The following is a 20029-nucleotide window of genomic DNA, read 5'->3' on the forward strand; positions in this document are numbered from 1 at the left end:
ATACGAACAACTAAGCAAATCATAATTCGTTGGTTTGCCTGAAATCGTTGCAGATCGACAATCATCGAGCATCGTCAATTCACTTACCTACCCTGCTCGTTGCCGAGTCTCCCGCTCATGAAGGCGTTCTCCCCGAAAATCCGCCGGCACTCCGCCGGAACCGTCCTGCTTGCCGCCTGCGCGGCTTCGGCCCTGATTCTCGCAAGCGGTTGCAAGCCGCATGGAGAGCAGACGCAAGACGCGTCGGCGCAGCAGGAAATCACCTATTTCAAGTACCCCGACAATCCTGCGTTCGACCTTGTCTATCTCGCCGACAAGCTGGGCTATTTCGACAATACGAGCACGCGGCCCAAATATGTCGGCAAGATTTCCGCGCCGCAGATCATTCCGCTCGTAGGTACCGGCGATATCGATTTCGGCACGCGCATGGTGCCGCTCGTCATCTCCGCAATCGCCAGCGGCGCCGATATCAAGGTCATTTCCGCAGGCGGCGAAACGCTGCCCGACGCACCCCACATGAAGTATTTCGTGCGCAAGGATTCGCGCATTTTCGGGCCGAAGGACTTCGAGGGCAAAACCGTGGCGTTCAACAGCTTCGGCGCGTGCGCGGAGTTCGTCACCAAGAAGTATCTGGCGCAACACGGCGCGGACGTTTCGAAGGTGAACTGGCTCGTCGTGCCCGACAATCAGTCCGAGCAGGCGCTCGTCACGAAGAACGTGGACGTCGCGATCATTCATCCGCCCTTTTCCGGCTCGGCGGAAGCCGATCCGCAACTGCGCAAGCTGTGGAGCGACTGGGACGAGGATCACGGCCTTGGCGGCATGGCGCCCTATAGCGTGAACGGCGCGTTCGCCCGCGCCCACCCGCAGGCGGTGCGCGACTTCGTCACGGCCATCGCGAAGGCGGGCAATTGGGTCAATGCGCATCCCGACGAAGCGCGCAAGCTGACGGCCGAGCGGCTCGGCATCGACGTTCGGCTCGTGGAGCGCTATGCCTACGTGAAGGATCTCGTGGTCACGGAGCCGCCCATCCAGTACTACATCGATATTCTCGAGGCGGCGGGCAAGATTCCGAAGGGCAAGGTCAACGTCAAGGATGTCTACACGAACGACTTCAATCCGTTCGCGAAGCACGAGGCCCAGGCCAGCGCGATGACCCTGCCTAACGGAACGCGCTCGTGAGCACGGCAACTGCGCTACGCGAGAAGATCGTCGCGCGCGATCTCTCGCTCACCTATGGAAACGCGCAAACGGACACGCATCATACGGTCCTCAAGCGCTTCGATCTCGCCGTACGCGACGGCGAATTCATGGCGCTTTTGGGTCCGAGCGGCTGCGGCAAGTCGACCTTCCTCAACGTGCTCGCCGGCCTCACGCCGCCAACCTCGGGCGATATTCGCGTGGACGGCGACCCCGTGAGCGCCGTGCGGCAAAAGCTCGGCTTCGTGTTTCAGGGCTACGCGCTCTTTCCGTGGCGCACCGTGCGCAAGAACGTGGAAGCGGGACTCGAAATTCGCGGCATGCAGCGCGCCGCGCGGCGCAGCGAGGCCGAACGCTTTTTGCGCCTCGTGGGCCTGCTGGAGTTCGCGGATCATTATCCGCATCAGCTTTCCGGCGGCATGCGCCAGCGCGTCGCGATCGCTCGCGCGCTCGCTTACGGCCCCGAGATTTTGCTGATGGACGAGCCGTTCGGCGCGCTCGATGCGCAGACGCGTGAATTGCTTCAGCAGGAATTGCTCGCGATCTGGGAGCAAAGCGCCACGACCGTCGTGTTCGTCACGCACAGCATCGACGAGGCGATCTTTCTCTCCGATCGCATCGCCATTCTCGGGCGCGGTCCCGGTCGCGTGAAAGAGATCATCGACGTCGATCTGCCACGCCCGCGCGACGCCGCGCTGCGTCACTCGGCGGCGTTCGTCGCGCTGCGGCAGCGCGCGTGGGCGAGCCTCAGCACGGAACTCGACACACGGCTCGACGTACAGCCGCAAACCGATGCATTGACGGGAGCCGATCATGTCCGATTCGATGTCTGACTCGATGTCCAACCGGGGCGCGGTCGGCGAATCCTCGCGCAGCGTACGGCGCGTGCATGCAGCTTCATCTATCGCACGCCTTTATGTGGGCGTGGAGCGCTCCATCGCGCTCGTCGCCTTCCTGCTGTTGTGGGAGTTGCTGCCCCGGCTCGGCGTGGTCAACGCGGCGTACCTGAGCCCGCCTTCACAGGTCGCCCTCGCGATCGCGCGGCTCTTCGAAAACGGCGACGCGTGGACACATATCGGCGCGAGCGCCGTGCGCTCCATTAGCGGCCTGCTGCTCGCCGTGGCCGGTGGCATCGTCTGCGGCTTCCTGCTGGGATGGTTCCGTCGCGTCGAGCGCATCGTCGATCCCGTCTTTCAGCTGCTGCGCCAGGTGTCGGCCTTCGCGCTCTTTCCGGTTTTCATGCTGTTTCTCGGCATCGGCGAGTCGTCGAAGATCGCCATTGTCGTGTGGGCTGCGTTCTGGCCGGTGCTGCTCAATACCATTGCGGGGGTCAAGCAGGTCGAGCGCGTGCTGATCGACTGCGCGCGCTCGATGGGCGCCTCGCAGCGCTTTATCGCGACGAGGGTCGTGCTGCCGGCGGCGCTGCCGCAGATCCTCACGGGCGTGCGGCTGGCGGGCGCATACAGCATTACCGCGCTGGTGGCGGCGGAAATGATCGGGGCGCGTTCGGGGCTCGGCTTCTACACGCTCAATTCGCAGGAGACGTTTCAGATTCCCGACATGTACGCGGGCATCGTTCTGCTCGCCATCTTTGGACTGCTGATCAATCAGAGCCTGTCGATCCTCGAACGGCAACTGCTGCGCTGGCGCGTCGGGCTCGCGCAGAATGGCTAGCAACGCTCCGCTCGACGCCTCGGCAGTTCCGCGGCGCTTGCGCTGGCCGGCCACCACGCTAACGGCCACGCTCGCATTGGTCGCATTGCTCGCGCTGCTCGCGTGGGTGCTGAACGGCGACTTGCCACGCACCCTTCCCGAGAGCGACCGGCCTTTCGCCGCTGCGGCAGCGCGCGGCGTGCTGATCGTGGCGGTGCCGCCGCGCCCCGCGCCCACGCTTTACGTCGGCAAGGTCGACCGCACGGCGCGCTCGCCCGATCCGTTCGCGGCGGCGCTCGCTTCGGATCTCGCTCGCCGCGCGGGGCTGCCCGTGCAGTTCCTGCTGGTCGAACCGGCCGCCGCGCGTGCCGCCCTGCAGTCGGGCAAAGCCGACGCCGCGATCGCCGGCCTGGGCTTCTCTCCCGACGCGCGGGTTGCGTTCGCGCCGGCTTCGTATTCGAGCGGCCGTGGCATGGCGCTCGTGCTGGGCCATGGCACCGTGCGGACATGGCGCGACCTGCGCGGCCGCGCGATTTGCGCATCGCAAGGCAACCCTTATGCACAGCGCGCAGCGCGCGAGTACCACGCGAACATGCACGGTTTCGATCGACCGCTCGATGCCCTGCTGGCGTTCCAGGCGGGCGATTGCGCCGCCCTCGTCGACGACGAGTTCGTGATCGAGGCGCTGCTCAAGCAGGCGGACTGGTCCTACTATCGCCCGCTACCCGGAACGATCGCTGCGCAGGCCGCGTTCATCGCGACGCGCGCGGGCGACGCGGCGAGCGCCGTCTTCGTCGGCGACACGTTGACGGCCTGGCGACGTAGCCGGTGGTTGGCGACCGTGCGCAAAGATCAGGCAATCAATCTCGCGTTCGACATGTTCAACGCGGAAAACGACCTGTATTGCCACTAACCGCGCCGCTTCAGTTCTGCTACGCGAAGCCGATAGCTTTTCAACAGGCACGCCTTGTCACCGCACGCATTGCGCGAGTTTCGAAGCCATGCCCGTTGCTCTGCCCTTAGCCGGTCTTTGTTGGTCGATACCTTCAGCTTCTGGTGATAGGCTTCTGCCATGGTCTTGTCGATGCTGGCGAGTTCCGAATCTCCGCAAACCAGCTGTGCCTGAGCGGAGATGATTTCGCTGCAATTGAAGCTTTGCGCCAGCGCCGCTTTCGTTGCGGGCTGCGCTTCCAGCAGCCCTGGCCTGCAAAGCCCGTGAAGCAAGGTGCACGCGATATTGCGCCCGACCCACGCCATGTCTGCCGCACCATACTGCTCGACGAAGCGGTTGATGCCGGCGTGGCTCACGCCCCGTTGCATGGCGTTCGCCGCGATGATTTCGTTGCAGAGCGAGTCCTCGGCGTAGGTGCTCCCGGCGCGCCGATAGCAACTGTGAAAGCCAAGCTGCCCCGTGCCCATGACACTTCTACGCTCCCCTGAGGCGAACAGAATCGAGGCGCATGCGGACGCGCACCGCGCATTGTCCGCAACGATCGTATAGACCCTGACCTGATCCATTGCATCCACCACGCGAAAAGCCGCTTCGACGTTTCCGCCGGGGCTATCCAGGACCAGGGGCACGAGTCCTTCGCGATCACGGTCGGCGAGTTTGGCGGCTGCCAGAAACTTTTCGGCATCGCCGCTCTGAATCTTTCCCTTCCCGATCACCATCTTCAGTTTTAGATCGGGCTGGTAGTAGATCTTGAACTCCATTGCCCGCAAGACGCTGGGCAGCACGAGCAGCGCAGCCAATAGCCACGCGCGCGCGAGGCGGTGCAGGGTCGTCGAATGCCAGGCGTTACGCATACACGCCTCCGCGCGGCGCACGCCTCCGAACGGAACCTGGTTTAGAAGCCGCGCCTCAGGTTCCGGTCGCGTAATGGATCAGTCGTCTTCTGCGTGAGCCGCAAGATGCCCTGATCGTCGAAGTAGAAGTGAAACATCATGTAATCGATGTTGTTCTCGATGTAGCGGTAGGACCAGACTTCCCGCTGCATGCGCGAAAAGTAGGCTGTCTCCGCGGGCCGGCCGAAATGGATCAGGACATCGTTACGTGTCCATTCGTTGACTTTCGCGCGATAGAACTCGCTCTCCTGCAAGACCTGACGCAAGCTCACGACCTTGCCGCTCGCGTCGATATCGGCAACGGTGTTCGTCGACCCCATCGGCTGGGTCGGCCACATGAGCCGTTTGCCGCCGTCCGGCAGGTTATAGGTTTCGCGCGGCGGCCCGAGGCGCGCGATCAACGCGGACTGGTCGGCGCCGGGCTCGACGCTTTGCCACGGCTGGGCGCAACCGGCCACGAGCGCCACCACGGCGGCAAACACGAAGTTGGACAGAGTCCCCATTCACGCTCCCCTGAGCAGCGAACCTGGCGAGCAACACAGGCAGATCGTGCCGGACGTGGTGCATGCGCACAATCGGACCATGGTCCTACCGCCAGGACAACCGTGGCGCCTGCGCAAACGCCGCCAACGTGTTTGCTCGTTGAAAACGGAACGCCGAAGAGTATGCTTGGGCCTGATGTTCGGGCTCCCGAGCATCGCTGGGGGCGCCGCCCACGCGTGCGTCCAGCCTCTGGTTCGTTCCCTAACGTTCCATCCCCCGGGGTGCGAAATGATCAAGCGCATTTCGCTGATTTCCGCTTCGGTCGCACTCGGGTGTCTCGCCACCCTCGTCCCCGTTTTCACGAGTCTTTACGTTGCGAACGAGGACGTCCAGCGGCGTGATCGCGCCGAGCTCAGGGAGTTCGCCGACAAGGCGGTGATGCGCACTGACCTCGTCACTTACCAGGCCTTTGCCGCCCTTTCCGACCTGGACCGCGAGCCGGGCACGCCGTGTTCGCCATCCAGCCTCGAACAGGCCTCGCGTGTCATCTACAACTACCGCTATGTTCAGGATGCCGGCGCATACGCCGACGGGCACTATCTCTGCTCTCCGCTGCTTGGCGACGTGCGCAGCAAGGACCTCACGCTCCCGCCGCCCGACTATCGCAGCGACGACGGCTACCTGGTGTGGTTCCAGCAGAAGAGTCCGCTAAGCGACGTCCGCAAGGACATTCAGTTTGGCCGCAATGGCCACTACGTTTCCATCGACCCGGGCTCCTATGTCGATCTCATTGATCCAGCGAGGCGCCCTATCGCCGTGATCCAGATTACGACGGGAAGGCTCCTCGCGGTCTCGACCGGCGCGGATCCGGACGACATGCTCGATGCGTGGAAGCACAACGGTAATGTGGACAGCAATGACTGGAATTACGCTGTCGCCCGATCGTCGACACGCCCGCTTGGCGTCGTGGTCAAGTCGCCGCGCAGCAGCGTGGCGGGCGACTGGCCCAAGCTGCTCGCCGCGTGGCTGACCATCGGCGTGTTCGCGGGCGCCGCGCTCGGCTGGCTCGCCTACAAGCGCGTTTCTCGGCAACTCTCGTTCCCGTCAACGCTGCAGTGGGCCATCACCCGGCGCAAGATCGACGTGGTTTTCCAGCCCATCGTGCGGCTCGAGGACAACCAGTGTGCAGGCGCCGAAGCGCTGGTGCGCTGGACACTGAACGGGCGCGCCATCTCGCCAGAGGTCTTCGTGCGCGTGGCCGAAGACAATCACCTCATTCAGCCGCTGACCGATCTCGTGCTCGAAAAGACCATCGCGCAGCTAGGAAAACTGCTCACGGCGAATCCAGCGTTTTATGTCTCGATCAACGTGAGCGGCGAGGATCTGCAGAGTTTGCGCTTTCTGAACCTGCTTAGCGCGTCGCTCGAAGGAACCGGCATCGCGCCCGCGCAAATCCGCATCGAGGCGACGGAGCGCAGCTTCATGAACGCAGAGGCCACGCGGGGTGTCATTGCGGCCTTCCGGGCCGCAGGCCACCCCATCTATATCGACGACTTTGGAACCGGCTACTCGAGCCTGTCGTATCTGCAGAGCTTCGAAATCGATGTGCTGAAGATCGACAAGTCGTTCGTCGATACGATCGTCCAGGATACCGCCTCGAGCGTCGTCGCGCCGCACATCATTTCCATGGCCCACGAGTTGGGGCTGAAAATCGTCGCCGAGGGCGTGGAGTCCGGCGCACAGGTGACGTGGCTGCGTAGCAAGGGCGTGCAGTATGGCCAAGGCTGGTACTACTCAGAGGCGATGTCCGCCGCCGATCTCGCGAAATGGCTGGGTAAGCATCGCGCGCCGCGCGAGCCAAACAGCATGCCGGCGAGCTTTAGTTGACAATTCAACTCGATGTCGCAGCCGTCGCGACGGCACGAGCGCTCACGTCAAGCGCCCGCAAGCTGAAAATCGACACCGCCTGCTGCAACTGCGCCGCCTGATCGGCCATCGGGCTTGCCGCGGCGGCCGCCTGTTCAACGAGGGCCGCGTTTTGCGACGGCTACCGCAAATACGATCACACCGGCGAATGCTGTCAGCAGCTTTTTGAACACCGTCATGCGATCGAGCCACTTCATGGCTGTCCCCTTATTCGATTCCGTTTTATGTGGCTCACGGCGAGAGAAGGCCTCGAAGCGAGCGCGCCAAGCTTGACTCAATCACCCCCGCCAAGGGTAGGAGGAGAACCGATATAGGGAGAATCAGCCAGCGCTTCTAGCGTCTAGCGGTGTCAGCGGAGTTCTGCTAACCCGCCACGCGCGCTGCGTTTCGAGGGGAACGTTGCATCCATGACGCGTTGCCGGGGCGCAAGCGCTGCCAGGCCGCCCGTCAGCCTGAGAACCCTTAATTTCCGGCCTGCTGCGCGCCGGCCGGTACGAGCTTCAGCGTGTGCACCGCCGTACCCGGCAGGAACGGCGCCGCGTCGCCATGCACCCACGTTTCATGCCCCGCGAGGAAATACGGCGACATGGGATTGCCCGATTGCCCGCCCGGCATCTCGAAGATGCCGTCCTGCTCGCGCCCCGGCGACACCGCGAAGCGCTCGGACGCGCCGAACGCGGGCGTCTGCACGCGCGGCATGTTGATGTCGCCTGGCAGCGGGTCATGCGGCGCGCTGAGCCAGCCGCGAACCCACGGCAGCCACGCCGGCACCATGCGCGCGAACGGATGCGCAATTACCGAGCGGTTGCGCACGCCCCAGCGCGCCTCTTCGAGCCTGGTGCCCTTGGGCAACCGGGCGATCGCGTGATCGATGCGGCCCAGCATGAACGCACGCCAGTCCGAAAAGCCGCCCGGTATCCACGCGCGATGATCGGCCAGCGTCTCCATCGTCGCTTCGTAACGCGAGTTCGCCGCGCGATAGCTGAGGTCCGGCGCAATCGCGGCCATCTGCTTGTCCAGTACACCGAACCATGCTTCGTAGAGCGAGTCGTAGAACGCACGCACCAGCCGGTAGCCGACTGCATTCACATCGGCGCGGCCATCCCACGCCTGAACGAGGCGCTGGAATTCGGCGCGTTGGGGATGACCGTCGAGCGCGCGCGCATCGAGCGCGTCGAGCGCCACGCGGCTCCAGTGCTCGATCCAGAACGCGCGGTCGTCGGTCTGCACCGCGAGCATGTCGCGCTCGCTCGCGTGCGGCAGCGCGAACAGGTCGTTGCGAATCTGCGTGGCGCGCGCGCCGAGATCCGTGCCGGCGTCGCCGATCTGCGCCACCTCCTCCATCGGCAGGGTGCGGTTGTTCGCGGTCCAGATGCGGCCGGCCGGCGGATCGACGCGTACGGGATACGCGTCGGGCGTCCGATACCCTTGCCAACCGGCGTACGTCCCGGAGCGGTACGGCAAGCCCGAGAGGGCTGCCGCCTGACCGTCCGCCTCAGCGTCCGCATCGGCATCCGCGAAGCGCGGCAGCGGTCCGGCAAGCGTCCAGCCGATATGGCCTTGGGCGTCGACCGCCATGAAGTTCTGCGTCGGCATGCCGAAGGTCTGCGCGGCGCGCAACGCGTCGGCGACGTTCGAGATGCCTTCGAGCCGCATGAAGTTCATGTTGGTCGCCTGCGGATCCTGCGCGACCCAATGCAATGCATACGCGCGCTCGCCGACCACGAGTTGCGGCCCCCAGCGCGTTTGCACGACCGGCAGATCGACGCTCGCACCGCCGTTCACGCCGAGCCGCTCGTGAATCACCTGCGCACGCTCCCATCCGCCGCCCGGGACACGGTAGCGCAGTGGATCGGCCGGATCGCGTTGAAGTTCGACCAGATCGACGAAGCGCCCGTAGCTGTTCGTGAAGCCCCACGCGATATGACCATTGCTGCCGGCCACGACGAACGGCGTACCCGGCAAACTGACGCCCGTGACACGCCGCTCGCCGCCGTTGGGCGCGGGATAGACGAGCGAGATCCGGTACCAGATGTTCGGCAGCGACAGGCCGAGGTGCATGTCGCTCGCGAGCAGCGCGCCGCCGTGTGCGCTGTGCGCGCCGTCGACCGCGCAACCGTTGCTGCCGACCATCGAATCGACCGCGCTCCCGGCGCCCGCGAAGGCGTTCACGAAACCAGGCAGGCCGGCGAGCAGCGCGGTGGTATCCGGTTCGGCATCGGCAGCGGACTGCGTTGACGGCAGCCATGATGGCGGCGCAGCGGGCAGCGCCGCCGGCGGCTGCGCCATCGCGCGCTGCCCGTCGAGCGGGGCGTCCCAACGGCTCGTCTCAGGCAGCAGGAACGCAAGCAGATCGGCCGGCACGCGCTCGCGCAGCGCTGCGCGCGAGAGCACGCGCCTCACCTGGTCATACTGAAGATCGAAGTACATCGCGTAGACGGCGAGCACCGTGTCTTCCGGACGCCACGGCGCCGGTTGCGCGCGCAACAGCCAGTATTCGAACGGCCGCGCGCGAAGCGAGCGCAGGCCGTCGTTGACGCCCGCCGTATAGCGCTCGATTAGTTCCCGCTGGTCGGCGGAGAGCCCGGCGAGCGCCGCCTGCGCGTGTTCGCGAAAGCGCAAGGGCCGGTCGCGGCGGTCCAGCGGCAGCGGCGCCGGGCCGATGAGCGCCGCCATCTCGCCGGCCGCGACCCGGCGCAGCAAGTCCATCTGGAAGAAGCGGTCCTGCGCGTGAAGGAAGCCGCTCGCATACGCAACGTCGCCACGCGTGCCGCCCTGCACCGTCGGCACGCCAAGTGCGTCGCGCCCGATCGTCACCGGTGCGGAGAGCGGCGCGGCACGCGTGCCGTCCAGCTGCGGCAAGCTGCCGCGCAACGTCAGCCAGCCCGCCAGCACCATGGCAGCCAGGACGATGACGACGGCGCACAACAGGATCAGCGGCCACGCACGGCGCCGCTTTGGCGGGAGAAGACTCGAACGGGTCATGGAGAAGCACGCGGGTCGTTGTGTTCAGCGCTTCCAGGCGCGGCGACCGGATCGGCCGGACGCCGTACGACCATAGCATGACCCTGTGGCAACAACACGCAGGGAGAGCGACGCGACTTTTATCCCCTTCACCGAGCTTCCTGCGCGCGACACTCTGCCATCTGCCACCTTGCCGCGGAAGGAAGACAATCTCAATATTGCGTTCTGTCCGAGATCGCACAGGGGCGACGACATGGCAAAGAAGTTTCCGATTCACCCGCTGCACCCCGAGCGCCTGTGCTGGGGCTGCGACCACTACTGCCCGGCCAACGACATGCGATGCGGCAACGGCCAGAGCCGCACGCAGCATCCGGCCGAACTCCTCGGCGACGACTGGCTCGAACAGGGCGACTGGGGTATCGAAGTCGACGCCTCCGGCATAAGCGTCACACCTTAACCCGCGAAATCAAATATGAATGCCGCCGGCCACCTCGATGCGCTGCGCGTTCACCCAGCCAAAGTCATCCGACAGTAGACCCGCAATCACGGGCCCCACGTCAGTCGGCAATCCCGCGCGGCCCAGCGCGGTATGTTCCGCCACCGCCTTGTTGACCTCCGGATTGTCCCGCACGATGCCGCCACTGAAGTCGGTCGCAATGGCGCCCGGCGCCACGACGTTGACCGCGATCCGGCGCGGCGCGAGTTCGAGCGCCATATAGCGCGTGAGCGCTTCGACGGCCGCCTTCATCGGGCCATAAATCGCGCGGCCCGGAAACGCGAAGCGCGCAAGGCCCGAGGAGAGGTTCACGATCCGGCCGCCGTCATGAATGAGCGGCAGCAGCTTTTGCGTCAGCAGAAACGGCCCCTTGAAATGCACCGCGAACTGCGCGTCGAGCTCCGCTTCGGTGCCGGCTGCAAGCGTGGCCGTCGAGGAAATACCGGCGTTGTTCACCAGATAATCGAAGCCCTTTGCATTCAGCGTCCCAAGCGCTTCCCCAAGCCGCGCGACGAAGTCGTCGAACGTGCCTGAATTCGCGATGTTCAATTGCAGTGCGATCGCCCGGCTGCCCGCTTGCGCGACCTCGGCACAGACCTTCTCTGCCTCGGCGCGATTGGTGTGGTAACTGAGAACCGAGTGGACGCCGCGGCTTGCCAGCCGCAGCACCGTGTCGCGGCCGATCCCGCGGCTGCCTCCGGTGACAACCGCGATTTTCGGGCCCGACTGACTGCCGTTCTTCGTTGCCATTTGGCACCTCTCGCTGTGTTGGATAGCGTCGATTCTGCGCCCGACGCCACCGGCGAGTGAATACCCGAACCTGCCCGATTCTTGCCTAATCCTGCTTCGCTGACTAAGATGGGTCGGCGCGCACCTTCCATCGCGCGTTTCTTGTCGAGCCCCCATGACGAACGAACTCGCCGCCGCCCTCCTGCGCTACACGCAAACGCAGCCAGGCACGAGCCCATACAGCACCGCTGTCGACGGACTGCTCATCCTGCGCTCCGACCACCCCGCGCCGCCTACGTTTCGCTCGGCGCGCCCGGCTTTGTGCATCGTCGCTCAGGGCGCCAAATGGGCCAGTTTCGGCGGGGCGCAACTCGAGTACCGGGCCGGTCAAGCGCTCGTGGTCGGCGTGGAAACGCCGTCGCGGGGCCGCGTGTTCGAGGCGAGCCCGGACAAACCTTGCCTGGTTCTGATTCTCGAGCTGGACCTGGCCATGTTGCGCGCCGTGGCAAAGGAGATGTCGCCTGCGCCCGTGCCGGCGGCGGACGCAAGCCGCGGCGTGTTCGTCGCGAACTTCGACGGCCCCCTCGCCGAATGCGCGCTGCGCGCCGTGCGCCTGCTGGACACGCCCGACGCCATCGGCATGCTGTACCCCATGCTCATGCGCGAGATCTGCTACTGGTTGCTAAGCGGTCCGAATGGATCGAAAATCGCGAGGCTGGCGTCGACCGAAAGCCCTTCTCACAGCCTGCTGCGCGCGGTGGAAAATTTGCGGGCGCGGTTCGCCGAAACCGTGCGCGTGGAAGACCTGGCGGCAGTCGCCCAGCTCAGCGCCTCGGCGTTCCACCGGCAGTTCAAGGCGCTGACGGGGCTGCCGCCCCTTCAATACCAGAAGCAGTTGCGGCTTCTGGAAGCGCGCAGACTGCTGCTTTCGCTGTCGATGAGCGTACAGGCCGCCGCATTCGAAGTGGGATACGAGAGCGCCTCGCAGTTCAGCCGCGAATACACGCGGATGTTTGGCGCGCCGCCGAAAAAGGACTCGTCGCAAGCGCGGGCACTGCGCGAGGCCGCGTAGCCTGCTCCGGCGACACGCGGCGCGAGAGCGGGGCGTCCGCTTTCGCGCCGTGCACACGTCACGCTGGACGCATCACATCACTTGCCGTACACGTCGAAGTCGAAGTACTTCTTCTCGATCTTCTTGTACGTGCCGTCCTTGATGATGCCGGCGATCGCGCCGTCGATCTTCGTCTTGAGCGCCGTGTCTTCCTTGCGCAGGCCGATGCCGGCGCCGTTGCCGAGAGTGACCGGATCGTCGAGGTCGCCGCCCGCGAAGCTGTAGCCCTGGCCGCGCGGCGTCTTCAGGAAGCCCACTTCGGCCTGCACGGCGTCTTGCAGCGCCGCGTCCACGCGGCCGGCCAGCAGGTCCTGATAGACCTGGTCCTGGTTCTGGTAAGGCACGACCTCTACGCCAGCCGTTGCCCAATGCGCCTTTGCGTAGGTCTCCTGAATCGTGCCCTGCTCCACGCCCACACGCTTGCCCTTGAGCGATTCCGCCGTCGGCATGATGCCCGAACCCGTCTTCGCGACAAGGCGCGTCGGCGTATTGAACAGTTTGTCCGAGAACGCAATCTGCTCCCTGCGCGCCGGGGTCATCGACATCGACGAGAGCACGCCGTCGAACTTGCGCGCCTTCAGCGCCGGGATCATGCCGTCGAAGTCGTTCTCGATCCACACGCATTTGGCATTCAGGCGGTGGCAGATCTCGTTGCCGAGATCGATGTCGAAGCCGACCAGTTTGCCGTCCGGTGCTTTCGATTCAAACGGCGGATAGCTTGCATCGACACCGAAGCGAATGGTGTCCGCCGCAAAGGCGCCGGCGCTGGCCGTGGAGGCGATCAAGGCAATAGAGACGGCTGCAAACAACTTTTTCATGGGATCCCCTCGGTTCTGGATATCAGGGTGGTCAAGACACGGACACCGCCCGCATGGTTGCGGCGCGGACATTCCCCCGCGGCGCACACCACAAGCGTGATCGACGCTGCGGATGCACCTGCGCCCGGCAAGGTAGCAGTCCAGAATACTCGCGTCGAGTCGTCAAAAACAGGCGGAAACACCTATGGCCTGGGAGAACCCTGGGGGGGAAAACTCGGGACGAGCCGGGCCAGCCCGCCTTCATGGCAGGGAAGACCCTAAAGCGGTTGAGAGCGGCGGTTGAGAGCGGCAGTTGAAGGCCGCCGACGTATGGCCGCATTAAAGGCGCGGCGCCGGATGCATTTCGCGGCGGAGATCGCGGCGAACTTCGCGAAGCCGCCAGACGCGGCGGCGCGAGCGGGCCGCACGCATGCCCGCACTGTCACGCAATCGGGACAGACCGTTTTCCTTCTCGATGGCGGCGTCGTCTAACGCGCAGCACGGGAAGTCGATCAGAGCGGAGAAGTCGGGATTTCGCCCAGCCGGAACGAAGACGCGGGCGAGTTCGGAAAAGAGGCGCTTGAACATGGGCAGTTATCCGGCATGACCACCGTTGCGGACGCCATTGCCCGGGAAATGATTGACCTGCCCGGTACGACGCGCCGGGTCGCACGAAGCCGGCATCGATGCCAGTTTTCGTCAGCGCGAATTTTCCCTGGAATAAATTTGCCGGGCAAGCATTTCTTTAGCGCGATTCGGCGAGGTAGCGGGCTTCGCCTTCTTCGGTATCCGATGTCATGACGACGCGATTGCGCCCCGCCGCCTTCGCCACATAAAGCGCCGCGTCGGCGCGCACTATCGCGCTCTCCAGCGTATCGGCCGGCACGAACCTGCCGACGCCCGCGCTGAGCGTGCAGCGCACGCCTTCGGCGGACGAACGTTCGACCGCAAGCCGCAGCGTATTCGTCAACGTCGCCGCGTCGTGCTTTTGCGCGTATGCAAAGAGGATCGCAAACTCTTCGCCGCCCAGCCGGCCGAACAGATCGCATGACCGCAATTGCGCGGTGACGACCGAGGCGACGTGCGCCAGGATGCGATCGCCGACCGCATGGCCGAAGCCGTCGTTGACGGCCTTGAAGTTATCGATGTCGAGAATCGCGATCGACAAGGGATCGCCCTTCTCCCGCGCCTGCGCAAGCAGGACCTGCGCCCTGGCAATGAACGCCCGCCGCGTGAGCGTGCCCGTCAGTTCGTCGATCGTCGCGATCTTTTCCATGCGCCCAAGGATCCGGTCGTGAGCGAGCATCACCATACCGATCGACATGCAGGGCAACGTGACGATCGCAAGGCCGAGCAGCGCCACGTTCCATGGCGACGGCTGCACGAACGTAAGCGACGGCACGGCCCCGGAAACGATCGCGCCGATCCGCGCGACATAAACGAGCGCACCGAGCCCGGCGGCCACGGCGATCAGCCGGCACGCGTAGCGCGTACCCTCGCGCGAAGCATGCCGCAGCACCAGCGTACCTATCGCGAGCCGCCCATAGATGAGACCCAGTGAAACGAGCACGCCTCGCGCGCCGTTACTGGGCGACACCCACATGAAATAGACCAGCGCAGCGCACATCATGACCAACGCCGCGGATTCCGTGCGGCATACGGCGCGCATGCCGAAGAACTGACGCGTGCCCTGCACGAGGAGCACGACCGCGCCCAGGGTCGCGACCGACGTCGCGACGATCGTGATCGCGCCAGCACGCGGTCCGGCGAGCACGATCCAGGTGGATACCGCGGCCACCAGCGCATAACCCAGACACCAGCGGCCCACGCCCGGCAAGGCGGTTCGAATCAGCGAGCCCAGGACGGCGACGCTCATCAGGCAAGATACGATCAAGATCCCGAATAGAGCGAAGGCGCTGAGCATGAGAACGGGCCGGGCAACGAAAGGAGAAAGTCAGGAGGCGTGAGGCGGCACTCGACCGATGAAAGCCAATTGAAACGATTTTCGGCCGCGTGTGGCGCATCCTGCTTGAGCGCCGGGGACGTATCGTATCGCAGGTTTGGCCTGGATCCATGCAATCCAGATCGATCTGGTCGACCTGGCCCGCTCGAGCACGCGAATCGAAACGCGACGACCGGCGACCGCCCGGCGCACGGCAGAAACCCGCGAACGATCGACGCTACACTAAGCGACACCCGCGGACTCGACCAACGAGGTACTTCCCATGCCAGCACCTGACGCCAGGCGTTCAATGCGACTTGTCTGCGCCTTGCTTTGCGTGCTGTTCTGGCTTGGCGGCTGCGCGGGGTTGATCGGAGACCCGCTGCGGGTCAACGTGGCGGGGCTCGAGCCGCTGCAGGGCGAAGGCATGGAGATGCGCTTCAACGTGAAGCTGCGCATCCAGAATCCCAACGACACGCCGGTCGAATTCAGCGGCGTGTCGCTGCAACTGGACCTGAACGGTCAATCGTTCGCCAGCGGCGTGAGCGACCAAAGCGGCGTCGTGCCGCGCTTCGGTGAAGCGGTGATCGTCGTGCCGCTGACCGTCCCGGCATTCGCCGCCGTGCGCCAGGCTTTCGCCTTTGCGGGCAGCGCACAGGCCGGCAACATTCCCTACGAAATACGCGGACGCCTCGCAGGCGGCATCGGCGGCGGCACGCGCTTCGCCGATCACGGCAAACTGTCGCTGCCAACGCAGGGCCTGCTCGGCCCGTGACCACCGGGCGGGCTCGTTGCAAACGCAACTGGATATAACCCTATTTACCGGTCGGCAATACACGGCTATGACAAAGCCGCATAGAACATGCGGATTGCCGGCACTGGGCGCCCCGTACGGAACCACGATGACGACGCGAGACGCAGATCCGTTGATGAACCCGGCCCCGGTGGTCAGTACCGACCCGGCAACGCTGATCGCCCTGCTCAACGAGGATCTGTCCGCGAGCCGATCGTTGCACGAACCCACGCACGCGATCGCATTCGTGGATCTCGACATGCCGGGCATCGACGGTTGCCAGTTCGCGCAGCGGGTACGCGTGCGGGCAGACTGGCGCGATCTGCGCCTCGTCGCGCTGACCGGCTGGGCGCAAGCCGGCGACGCGCTCCGCAGCGCCCAGGCCGGCTTCGACCGGCATCTCGTCAACCCTATCGGCCTCGATCAGCTCACCGCCGCGCTGACGCTCGTACGCGAGCGCTGATTCGCCGTTGCTTCATCGATCGCCGTGCTGCGGGCATTAGCGTTGCTCCACCATGATTGCGCTAGTGGAGCGCGCATATTCAATGACCCACCCTGAGCACACAGGAGCACGATCATGGACACGAGACACGCACACGCCATCGCGAACGAGGTCGCGGGAGAAGCGCAGCACCTGGCCGGCCGCATGCTGGGCGACCCCGCCATGGGCCTGGCCGGCAAGGCAAAGGTGCTGTACGGCAAGTCCCAACAGGCCTTGAACAATGCCGCCGACGCCACGCGCGACAACGTTGCCGACAAGCCCATGACCGCGCTCGGGCTCGCCGCCGCCCTCGGCTTCGCGCTCGGCGCGGCATGGGCCCTGAACCGCAATAAATCCGAAGGCTGAGCATAAGCACGGCGCGGGAACGTTTTATGCGCGTGGTCCTGAAACTGCCTCACTGATGCGAATCGTGTGTCATCGCGAGGCGTAGTCAGGAGCCCGGCCCATGACGATTGGCTGTCCCGAATGCGGCGCCCTCGAGGACATCCCTCCGCTCGGCCCGCGCATGCTCGCGCGTTGCAGGATCTGCCAGTACCCGCTGGAGCGCCGGAGCGGGCGCAGCATCACCGCTTCGCTCGCCTGCGCCACCACGACATTCGTCCTGCTGTTCCCCGCCAATCTCGTGCCGCTGATGACGGTGCACATGCTCGGCGCCGATCGCTCATCGGTTCTCGCGTCGGGCATCGTGTCGATCTGGCGCGACGGCTGGCTCGCGCTCGCGCTATTGCTCGGTGCGTTCGGCATCGTGCTGCCTTTCGTGCGCTTCGGCGTGCTCATGATCGTGCTGGGACTGGTCCGTTTCGGCGTGCGGTTCAAGCATATCGGCACGCTCTTTCGCTGGACCATCGCGCTCGACATCTGGGCCATGCCCGACGTGTATCTCGTGGGCTGCCTCGTCGGCTATGCGCGCGTCACGCAGAACCTCACGGGAACGATCGGGGCGGGCGGCTACTGTTTCATCCTCGCCGCGCTCATGTCGATGCTCACGCGCGCCTCGCTCGATCGCCGCACCGTCTGGCGCGCCATCGCCCCCGACCAGCAAGCGCCGCACGGGCATGGCGCGCTGTCCTGCCCCGTGTGCGACCTCGTCGTGCCCATCTCGCATGAGGGCCGGCCATGCCCGCGCTGCGGCCTGAAACTGCGCGCGCGCAAGCCGGACGCCGTGGTGCGCGCAGCCGCGCTCACGCTCGCGGCGCTCGTGCTCACGGTGCCCGCCAATTTCTATCCGATGACCATGTCGCGGCAGCTCGGCCATTACGACTCGCACCGCATCATCGACGGCGTTTATCAGCTCTTTCATGTCGGGCTATGGCCATTCGGCATCCTGATCATCCTCACGAGCATCGTGATTCCCCTTGCGAAGCTCGGCGGCATGGTGTGGTTCATCAGCTCGGTGTTGCGCCATTCGCGCCGGCACTTGCGCGCCAAGGCCCATCTTTATCGCTGGATCGACGAACTGGGCCGCTGGTCGAACGTCGACGTCTTCACGATCGCGGCCTTCGTGCCGCTGATCCACTTCGACGGCGTGGCGGTGGCGAGACCCGCTATCGGCGCGACGGCGTTTGCGCTCGTCGTCTTCCTCACGATGATGGCTTCGCGCACCTTCGACCCGCGCATGATGTGGGACGCGCATACGCGGAGTAAGCCATGAGCGGCCCGCATCGCCACCGCACTCAAGCCGAAGTGCGGCGCACCGCCTGGCCCGGCTGGATCTGGGCTGTGCCGATCGCCGCGATCGGCGCGACGGGATGGCTCGGCGTGCGCGCGCTCATCCAAAACGGCGAGACCGTTGTCGTGACGTTCGACAATGCCTACGGCATGAAGCCGGACGACACGATCGTCACGCTGCGCGGCGTGAAGGTGGGCGCCGTTTCGGACGTGTCGCTCGCGCAAGATGGTCAGCATGTCGAAGCAAAGCTCCAGATCGACCGGGCGGAAGACCCGTATTTGCGCACGGGAACGCGGTTTTTCCTGCGCGGCGCGAAGGTGGATTTGAGCGACCCTGCCTCGCTGAAGGCCATGCTTGCGGGACCCGAAATCGTCATGGAGCCGGGTCCCGGCAAGCATGCCGATCACTTCGACGGCAGCGATCGCCGGCCCCCGCTTGCGCCCGGGCACGGCCCGATGGTGACCTATGCGGTGCGTTTCGACGGCGCGCTCGGCAACCTGCAGAGCGGCGCGGAGGTGGATCTGCGCGGCTTTCCCGTAGGGACCGTCACGAGCGTGCGCCTGAGCTACGACGCGCGCACGGGCGCGCTGAGCACGCCCGTTCAGCTCGCGCTGGACCCATCGCAGCTCGGCATCGTCGGCGCGCCGCCGCCCGCGGACGGCAACTGGCGGCCGCTCGTCAACGGCATGCTCGATCACCTCGTCGCCGACGGTCTGCGCGCGCGCCTTTCGCAGGACCCGCCGCTCGTCGGGCCGCGCAAGGTCAATCTCGACTTCGTTGCGGGCGCAGCGGGCGCGACGCTCACCGCCGACAACGGGCTCCCCGTGATCCCGAGCGTCGCCCCCGCCGATTTCGACACCATGACCTCCCGCGCCAGCGACGTGATCAGGAAGATCGACGACCTGCCCATCAAGCAAACGGGCGACGAAGTGCGCAGCATTGCGGCGCACGTGAACGCCATCAGCTCCTCGCCGCAGATCCGCGACAGCCTCATGCATATCGACCGCTCGGTTGCGCAAATCGATCAGACGCTCGCGCAGGTGTCGCCCCAGATCGGCCCCCTCGTCGCGCAGCTGCGCGAGACGGCGAACGAAGCCGATCGCACTGTCGCGGCGGCCAACCGTACGCTGGGCGCCGACGCTTCGAGCCAGAACGACCTGCCCGCCGCGCTGCGCGAGCTGACCGATACCGCGCGCTCGGTTCGCGCGCTCGCCGACTATCTCGACCGGCACCCCGAAGCGCTGCTGCACGGCAAGGCAGAGGAGAGCCAATGATGCGTCGCCACGCGAGTCGCGCCGGATGCGCACTGGCTTCGACCGCGCGACTGCTGCGCGCGGTCATGCTCGTGGGCATCGGCGCCGGGGTCGCCGCATGTGGCCATAGCCCGCCCACGCGTTACGTCACGCTCGACGCGACGCCCGCGCAAGCGCCGCTTTCGACCGCCGCCATGGCGCCGGTGCAACTGAGCGCCGTGCATATTCCCGCCGTGCTCGACCGGCCCGAAGTGGTGACGCATGTCGCCCCCAACCGGCTCGCAGTCGACGACAACGACCGCTGGGGCGCGCCGCTCGGGCAGATGATGCGAAGCACGCTCGCGCAGGACCTGCTGCCTCGCCTGCCGGCCGGCGCATTCGTTTTTCCGGACGCGCCCGCGCCCGCTGGCACCCGCACCCTCGTCGTCACGGTGCTCGACTGCAACGCGAGCGCGGGCGGAACGCTCACGCTGCAAGTGGCGTGGACGCTCCTGGCGGGACAGCCTGCACGAACCACACTGACCCAGCAGGCGGCGCTGAGCGCGCCGGTCGAGGGTCACGATGCGGCGGCGCAAGCCGCTGCGCTCAGTCGCGTGCTCGGCGAGCTCGCCGACCGGATCGCAGCATCGATCGCCGTGCGCTGACACGGCGATCGCTGACACAGAT

20 protein-coding genes are annotated in these 20029 nt (G+C 65.6%); 13 read left to right on the forward strand and 7 right to left on the reverse strand.

Annotated elements, in window-relative coordinates; all coding sequences use genetic code 11:
- The first annotated feature begins 117 nt into the window (after positions 1 to 117).
- Genes M3A49_RS17655 through M3A49_RS17670 form a run of 4 tightly spaced genes read left to right on the forward strand, consistent with a single transcriptional unit; the run spans position 118 to position 3766 of the window.
- On the forward strand, positions 118 to 1182 hold the full coding sequence (locus M3A49_RS17655) for an ABC transporter substrate-binding protein (protein WP_266229874.1): 1065 nt from the start codon (positions 118 to 120) through the stop codon (positions 1180 to 1182).
- Positions 1179 to 2033, forward strand: coding sequence for an ABC transporter ATP-binding protein (locus tag M3A49_RS17660; protein WP_266229875.1), 855 nt, complete (start codon positions 1179 to 1181; stop codon positions 2031 to 2033). Before M3A49_RS17655 ends, M3A49_RS17660 begins: the two co-directional genes overlap by 4 nt.
- Entirely contained in the window at positions 2014 to 2874 is an 861-nt protein-coding gene (locus tag M3A49_RS17665) for an ABC transporter permease (RefSeq protein WP_266229876.1), read from the forward strand. The genes M3A49_RS17660 and M3A49_RS17665 overlap by 20 nt, the downstream gene beginning before the upstream one ends.
- Positions 2867 to 3766: a transporter substrate-binding domain-containing protein gene (locus tag M3A49_RS17670; protein ID WP_266229877.1), complete on the forward strand. Its 900-nt coding sequence runs from the start codon at positions 2867 to 2869 to the stop codon at positions 3764 to 3766. The genes M3A49_RS17665 and M3A49_RS17670 overlap by 8 nt, the downstream gene beginning before the upstream one ends.
- On the opposite strand, the gene M3A49_RS17675 is transcribed toward M3A49_RS17670, so the two are convergent.
- Together M3A49_RS17675 and M3A49_RS17680 are read right to left on the reverse strand one after the other, a co-directional pair.
- Complete coding sequence (locus M3A49_RS17675; protein ID WP_266229878.1) at positions 3763 to 4659, reverse strand: lysozyme inhibitor LprI family protein; 897 nt, start codon at positions 4657 to 4659, stop codon at positions 3763 to 3765. The genes M3A49_RS17670 and M3A49_RS17675 overlap by 4 nt on opposite strands.
- 41 nt (positions 4660 to 4700) lie before the next feature.
- Positions 4701 to 5201 carry a hypothetical protein gene (locus M3A49_RS17680; protein WP_266229879.1) on the reverse strand — a complete coding sequence of 167 codons (501 nt, stop codon included), beginning with the start codon at positions 5199 to 5201 and terminating at the stop codon, positions 4701 to 4703.
- A gap of 268 nt (positions 5202 to 5469) precedes the next feature.
- Here M3A49_RS17680 and M3A49_RS17685 point away from each other — a divergent pair, with 268 nt between their 5' ends.
- Positions 5470 to 7068 (forward strand): EAL domain-containing protein, encoded by a 1599-nt coding sequence (locus M3A49_RS17685; protein WP_266229880.1) that lies wholly within the window; start codon positions 5470 to 5472, stop codon positions 7066 to 7068.
- 501 nt (positions 7069 to 7569) lie between these two features.
- Here the strand turns inward: M3A49_RS17685 and M3A49_RS17690 are convergent.
- Complete coding sequence (locus tag M3A49_RS17690) at positions 7570 to 10092, reverse strand: penicillin acylase family protein (protein WP_266229881.1); 2523 nt, start codon at positions 10090 to 10092, stop codon at positions 7570 to 7572.
- Positions 10093 to 10324: 232 nt separating this feature from the next.
- Between M3A49_RS17690 and M3A49_RS17695 the strand changes: the two genes are divergently transcribed.
- Entirely contained in the window at positions 10325 to 10528 is a 204-nt protein-coding gene (locus M3A49_RS17695) for a DUF3079 domain-containing protein (protein WP_266229882.1), read from the forward strand.
- A gap of 9 nt (positions 10529 to 10537) precedes the next feature.
- On the opposite strand, the gene M3A49_RS17700 is transcribed toward M3A49_RS17695, so the two are convergent.
- Positions 10538 to 11317, reverse strand: coding sequence for an SDR family NAD(P)-dependent oxidoreductase (locus M3A49_RS17700; RefSeq protein ID WP_266229883.1), 780 nt, complete (start codon positions 11315 to 11317; stop codon positions 10538 to 10540).
- Positions 11318 to 11471: 154 nt separating this feature from the next.
- Between M3A49_RS17700 and M3A49_RS17705 the strand changes: the two genes are divergently transcribed.
- Entirely contained in the window at positions 11472 to 12368 is an 897-nt protein-coding gene (locus M3A49_RS17705) for an AraC family transcriptional regulator (RefSeq protein ID WP_266229884.1), read from the forward strand.
- A gap of 77 nt (positions 12369 to 12445) precedes the next feature.
- Here M3A49_RS17705 and M3A49_RS17710 read toward each other — a convergent pair whose 3' ends face one another.
- From M3A49_RS17710 to M3A49_RS17720, 3 genes are all read right to left on the reverse strand, one after another.
- Complete coding sequence (locus M3A49_RS17710; RefSeq protein WP_266229885.1) at positions 12446 to 13225, reverse strand: ABC transporter substrate-binding protein; 780 nt, start codon at positions 13223 to 13225, stop codon at positions 12446 to 12448.
- Positions 13226 to 13543: 318 nt separating this feature from the next.
- Positions 13544 to 13792: a hypothetical protein gene (locus tag M3A49_RS17715; RefSeq protein ID WP_266229886.1), complete on the reverse strand. Its 249-nt coding sequence runs from the start codon at positions 13790 to 13792 to the stop codon at positions 13544 to 13546.
- Between the two features lie 157 nt (positions 13793 to 13949).
- Positions 13950 to 15080 carry a sensor domain-containing diguanylate cyclase gene (locus tag M3A49_RS17720; protein ID WP_266229887.1) on the reverse strand — a complete coding sequence of 377 codons (1131 nt, stop codon included), beginning with the start codon at positions 15078 to 15080 and terminating at the stop codon, positions 13950 to 13952.
- A gap of 349 nt (positions 15081 to 15429) precedes the next feature.
- On the opposite strand from M3A49_RS17720, the gene M3A49_RS17725 reads away from it, so the two are divergent.
- The 6 genes from M3A49_RS17725 (at position 15430) to M3A49_RS17750 (ending at position 20007) form a co-directional block, all read left to right on the forward strand.
- The gene (locus M3A49_RS17725; RefSeq protein WP_416338970.1) at positions 15430 to 15921 is read left to right on the forward strand and encodes an LEA type 2 family protein; all 492 of its coding nucleotides are present in this window, start codon (positions 15430 to 15432) and stop codon (positions 15919 to 15921) included.
- Between the two features lie 127 nt (positions 15922 to 16048).
- Positions 16049 to 16402, forward strand: coding sequence for a response regulator (locus M3A49_RS17730; RefSeq protein ID WP_266229889.1), 354 nt, complete (start codon positions 16049 to 16051; stop codon positions 16400 to 16402).
- Positions 16403 to 16516: 114 nt separating this feature from the next.
- On the forward strand, positions 16517 to 16786 hold the full coding sequence (locus M3A49_RS17735) for a CsbD family protein (protein WP_266229890.1): 270 nt from the start codon (positions 16517 to 16519) through the stop codon (positions 16784 to 16786).
- Positions 16787 to 16886: 100 nt separating this feature from the next.
- The gene (locus M3A49_RS17740; protein WP_266229891.1) at positions 16887 to 18092 is read left to right on the forward strand and encodes a paraquat-inducible protein A; all 1206 of its coding nucleotides are present in this window, start codon (positions 16887 to 16889) and stop codon (positions 18090 to 18092) included.
- Entirely contained in the window at positions 18089 to 19384 is a 1296-nt protein-coding gene (locus tag M3A49_RS17745; RefSeq protein WP_266229892.1) for an MlaD family protein, read from the forward strand. Before M3A49_RS17740 ends, M3A49_RS17745 begins: the two co-directional genes overlap by 4 nt.
- Positions 19381 to 20007 carry a PqiC family protein gene (locus M3A49_RS17750; protein ID WP_266229893.1) on the forward strand — a complete coding sequence of 209 codons (627 nt, stop codon included), beginning with the start codon at positions 19381 to 19383 and terminating at the stop codon, positions 20005 to 20007. Before M3A49_RS17745 ends, M3A49_RS17750 begins: the two co-directional genes overlap by 4 nt.
- Positions 20008 to 20029 lie beyond the last annotated feature (22 nt).

This window comes from Paraburkholderia sp. CNPSo 3076 (assembly GCF_026343935.1).
GTDB lineage: Bacteria > Pseudomonadota > Gammaproteobacteria > Burkholderiales > Burkholderiaceae > Paraburkholderia > Paraburkholderia nodosa.

What these genes read in the sequence shown, in the direction of transcription:
- M3A49_RS17655 (WP_266229874.1), top strand. Translation starts at nt 118, where the DNA reads ATGAAGGCGTTCTCCCCGAAAATCCGCCGGCACTCCGCCGGAACCGTC.
- M3A49_RS17665 (WP_266229876.1), top strand. Translation starts at nt 2,014, where the DNA reads ATGTCCGATTCGATGTCTGACTCGATGTCCAACCGGGGCGCGGTCGGC.
- M3A49_RS17670 (WP_266229877.1), top strand. Translation starts at nt 2,867, where the DNA reads ATGGCTAGCAACGCTCCGCTCGACGCCTCGGCAGTTCCGCGGCGCTTG.
- M3A49_RS17675 (WP_266229878.1), bottom strand. Translation starts at nt 4,659, where the DNA reads ATGCGTAACGCCTGGCATTCGACGACCCTGCACCGCCTCGCGCGCGCG.
- M3A49_RS17680 (WP_266229879.1), bottom strand. Translation starts at nt 5,201, where the DNA reads ATGGGGACTCTGTCCAACTTCGTGTTTGCCGCCGTGGTGGCGCTCGTG.
- M3A49_RS17685 (WP_266229880.1), top strand. Translation starts at nt 5,470, where the DNA reads ATGATCAAGCGCATTTCGCTGATTTCCGCTTCGGTCGCACTCGGGTGT.
- M3A49_RS17690 (WP_266229881.1), bottom strand. Translation starts at nt 10,092, where the DNA reads ATGACCCGTTCGAGTCTTCTCCCGCCAAAGCGGCGCCGTGCGTGGCCG.
- M3A49_RS17695 (WP_266229882.1), top strand. Translation starts at nt 10,325, where the DNA reads ATGGCAAAGAAGTTTCCGATTCACCCGCTGCACCCCGAGCGCCTGTGC.
- M3A49_RS17700 (WP_266229883.1), bottom strand. Translation starts at nt 11,317, where the DNA reads ATGGCAACGAAGAACGGCAGTCAGTCGGGCCCGAAAATCGCGGTTGTC.
- M3A49_RS17705 (WP_266229884.1), top strand. Translation starts at nt 11,472, where the DNA reads ATGACGAACGAACTCGCCGCCGCCCTCCTGCGCTACACGCAAACGCAG.
- M3A49_RS17710 (WP_266229885.1), bottom strand. Translation starts at nt 13,225, where the DNA reads ATGAAAAAGTTGTTTGCAGCCGTCTCTATTGCCTTGATCGCCTCCACG.
- M3A49_RS17715 (WP_266229886.1), bottom strand. Translation starts at nt 13,792, where the DNA reads ATGTTCAAGCGCCTCTTTTCCGAACTCGCCCGCGTCTTCGTTCCGGCT.
- M3A49_RS17720 (WP_266229887.1), bottom strand. Translation starts at nt 15,080, where the DNA reads ATGAGCGTCGCCGTCCTGGGCTCGCTGATTCGAACCGCCTTGCCGGGC.
- M3A49_RS17725 (WP_416338970.1), top strand. Translation starts at nt 15,430, where the DNA reads ATGCCAGCACCTGACGCCAGGCGTTCAATGCGACTTGTCTGCGCCTTG.
- M3A49_RS17730 (WP_266229889.1), top strand. Translation starts at nt 16,049, where the DNA reads ATGACGACGCGAGACGCAGATCCGTTGATGAACCCGGCCCCGGTGGTC.
- M3A49_RS17735 (WP_266229890.1), top strand. Translation starts at nt 16,517, where the DNA reads ATGGACACGAGACACGCACACGCCATCGCGAACGAGGTCGCGGGAGAA.
- M3A49_RS17740 (WP_266229891.1), top strand. Translation starts at nt 16,887, where the DNA reads ATGACGATTGGCTGTCCCGAATGCGGCGCCCTCGAGGACATCCCTCCG.
- M3A49_RS17745 (WP_266229892.1), top strand. Translation starts at nt 18,089, where the DNA reads ATGAGCGGCCCGCATCGCCACCGCACTCAAGCCGAAGTGCGGCGCACC.
- M3A49_RS17750 (WP_266229893.1), top strand. Translation starts at nt 19,381, where the DNA reads ATGATGCGTCGCCACGCGAGTCGCGCCGGATGCGCACTGGCTTCGACC.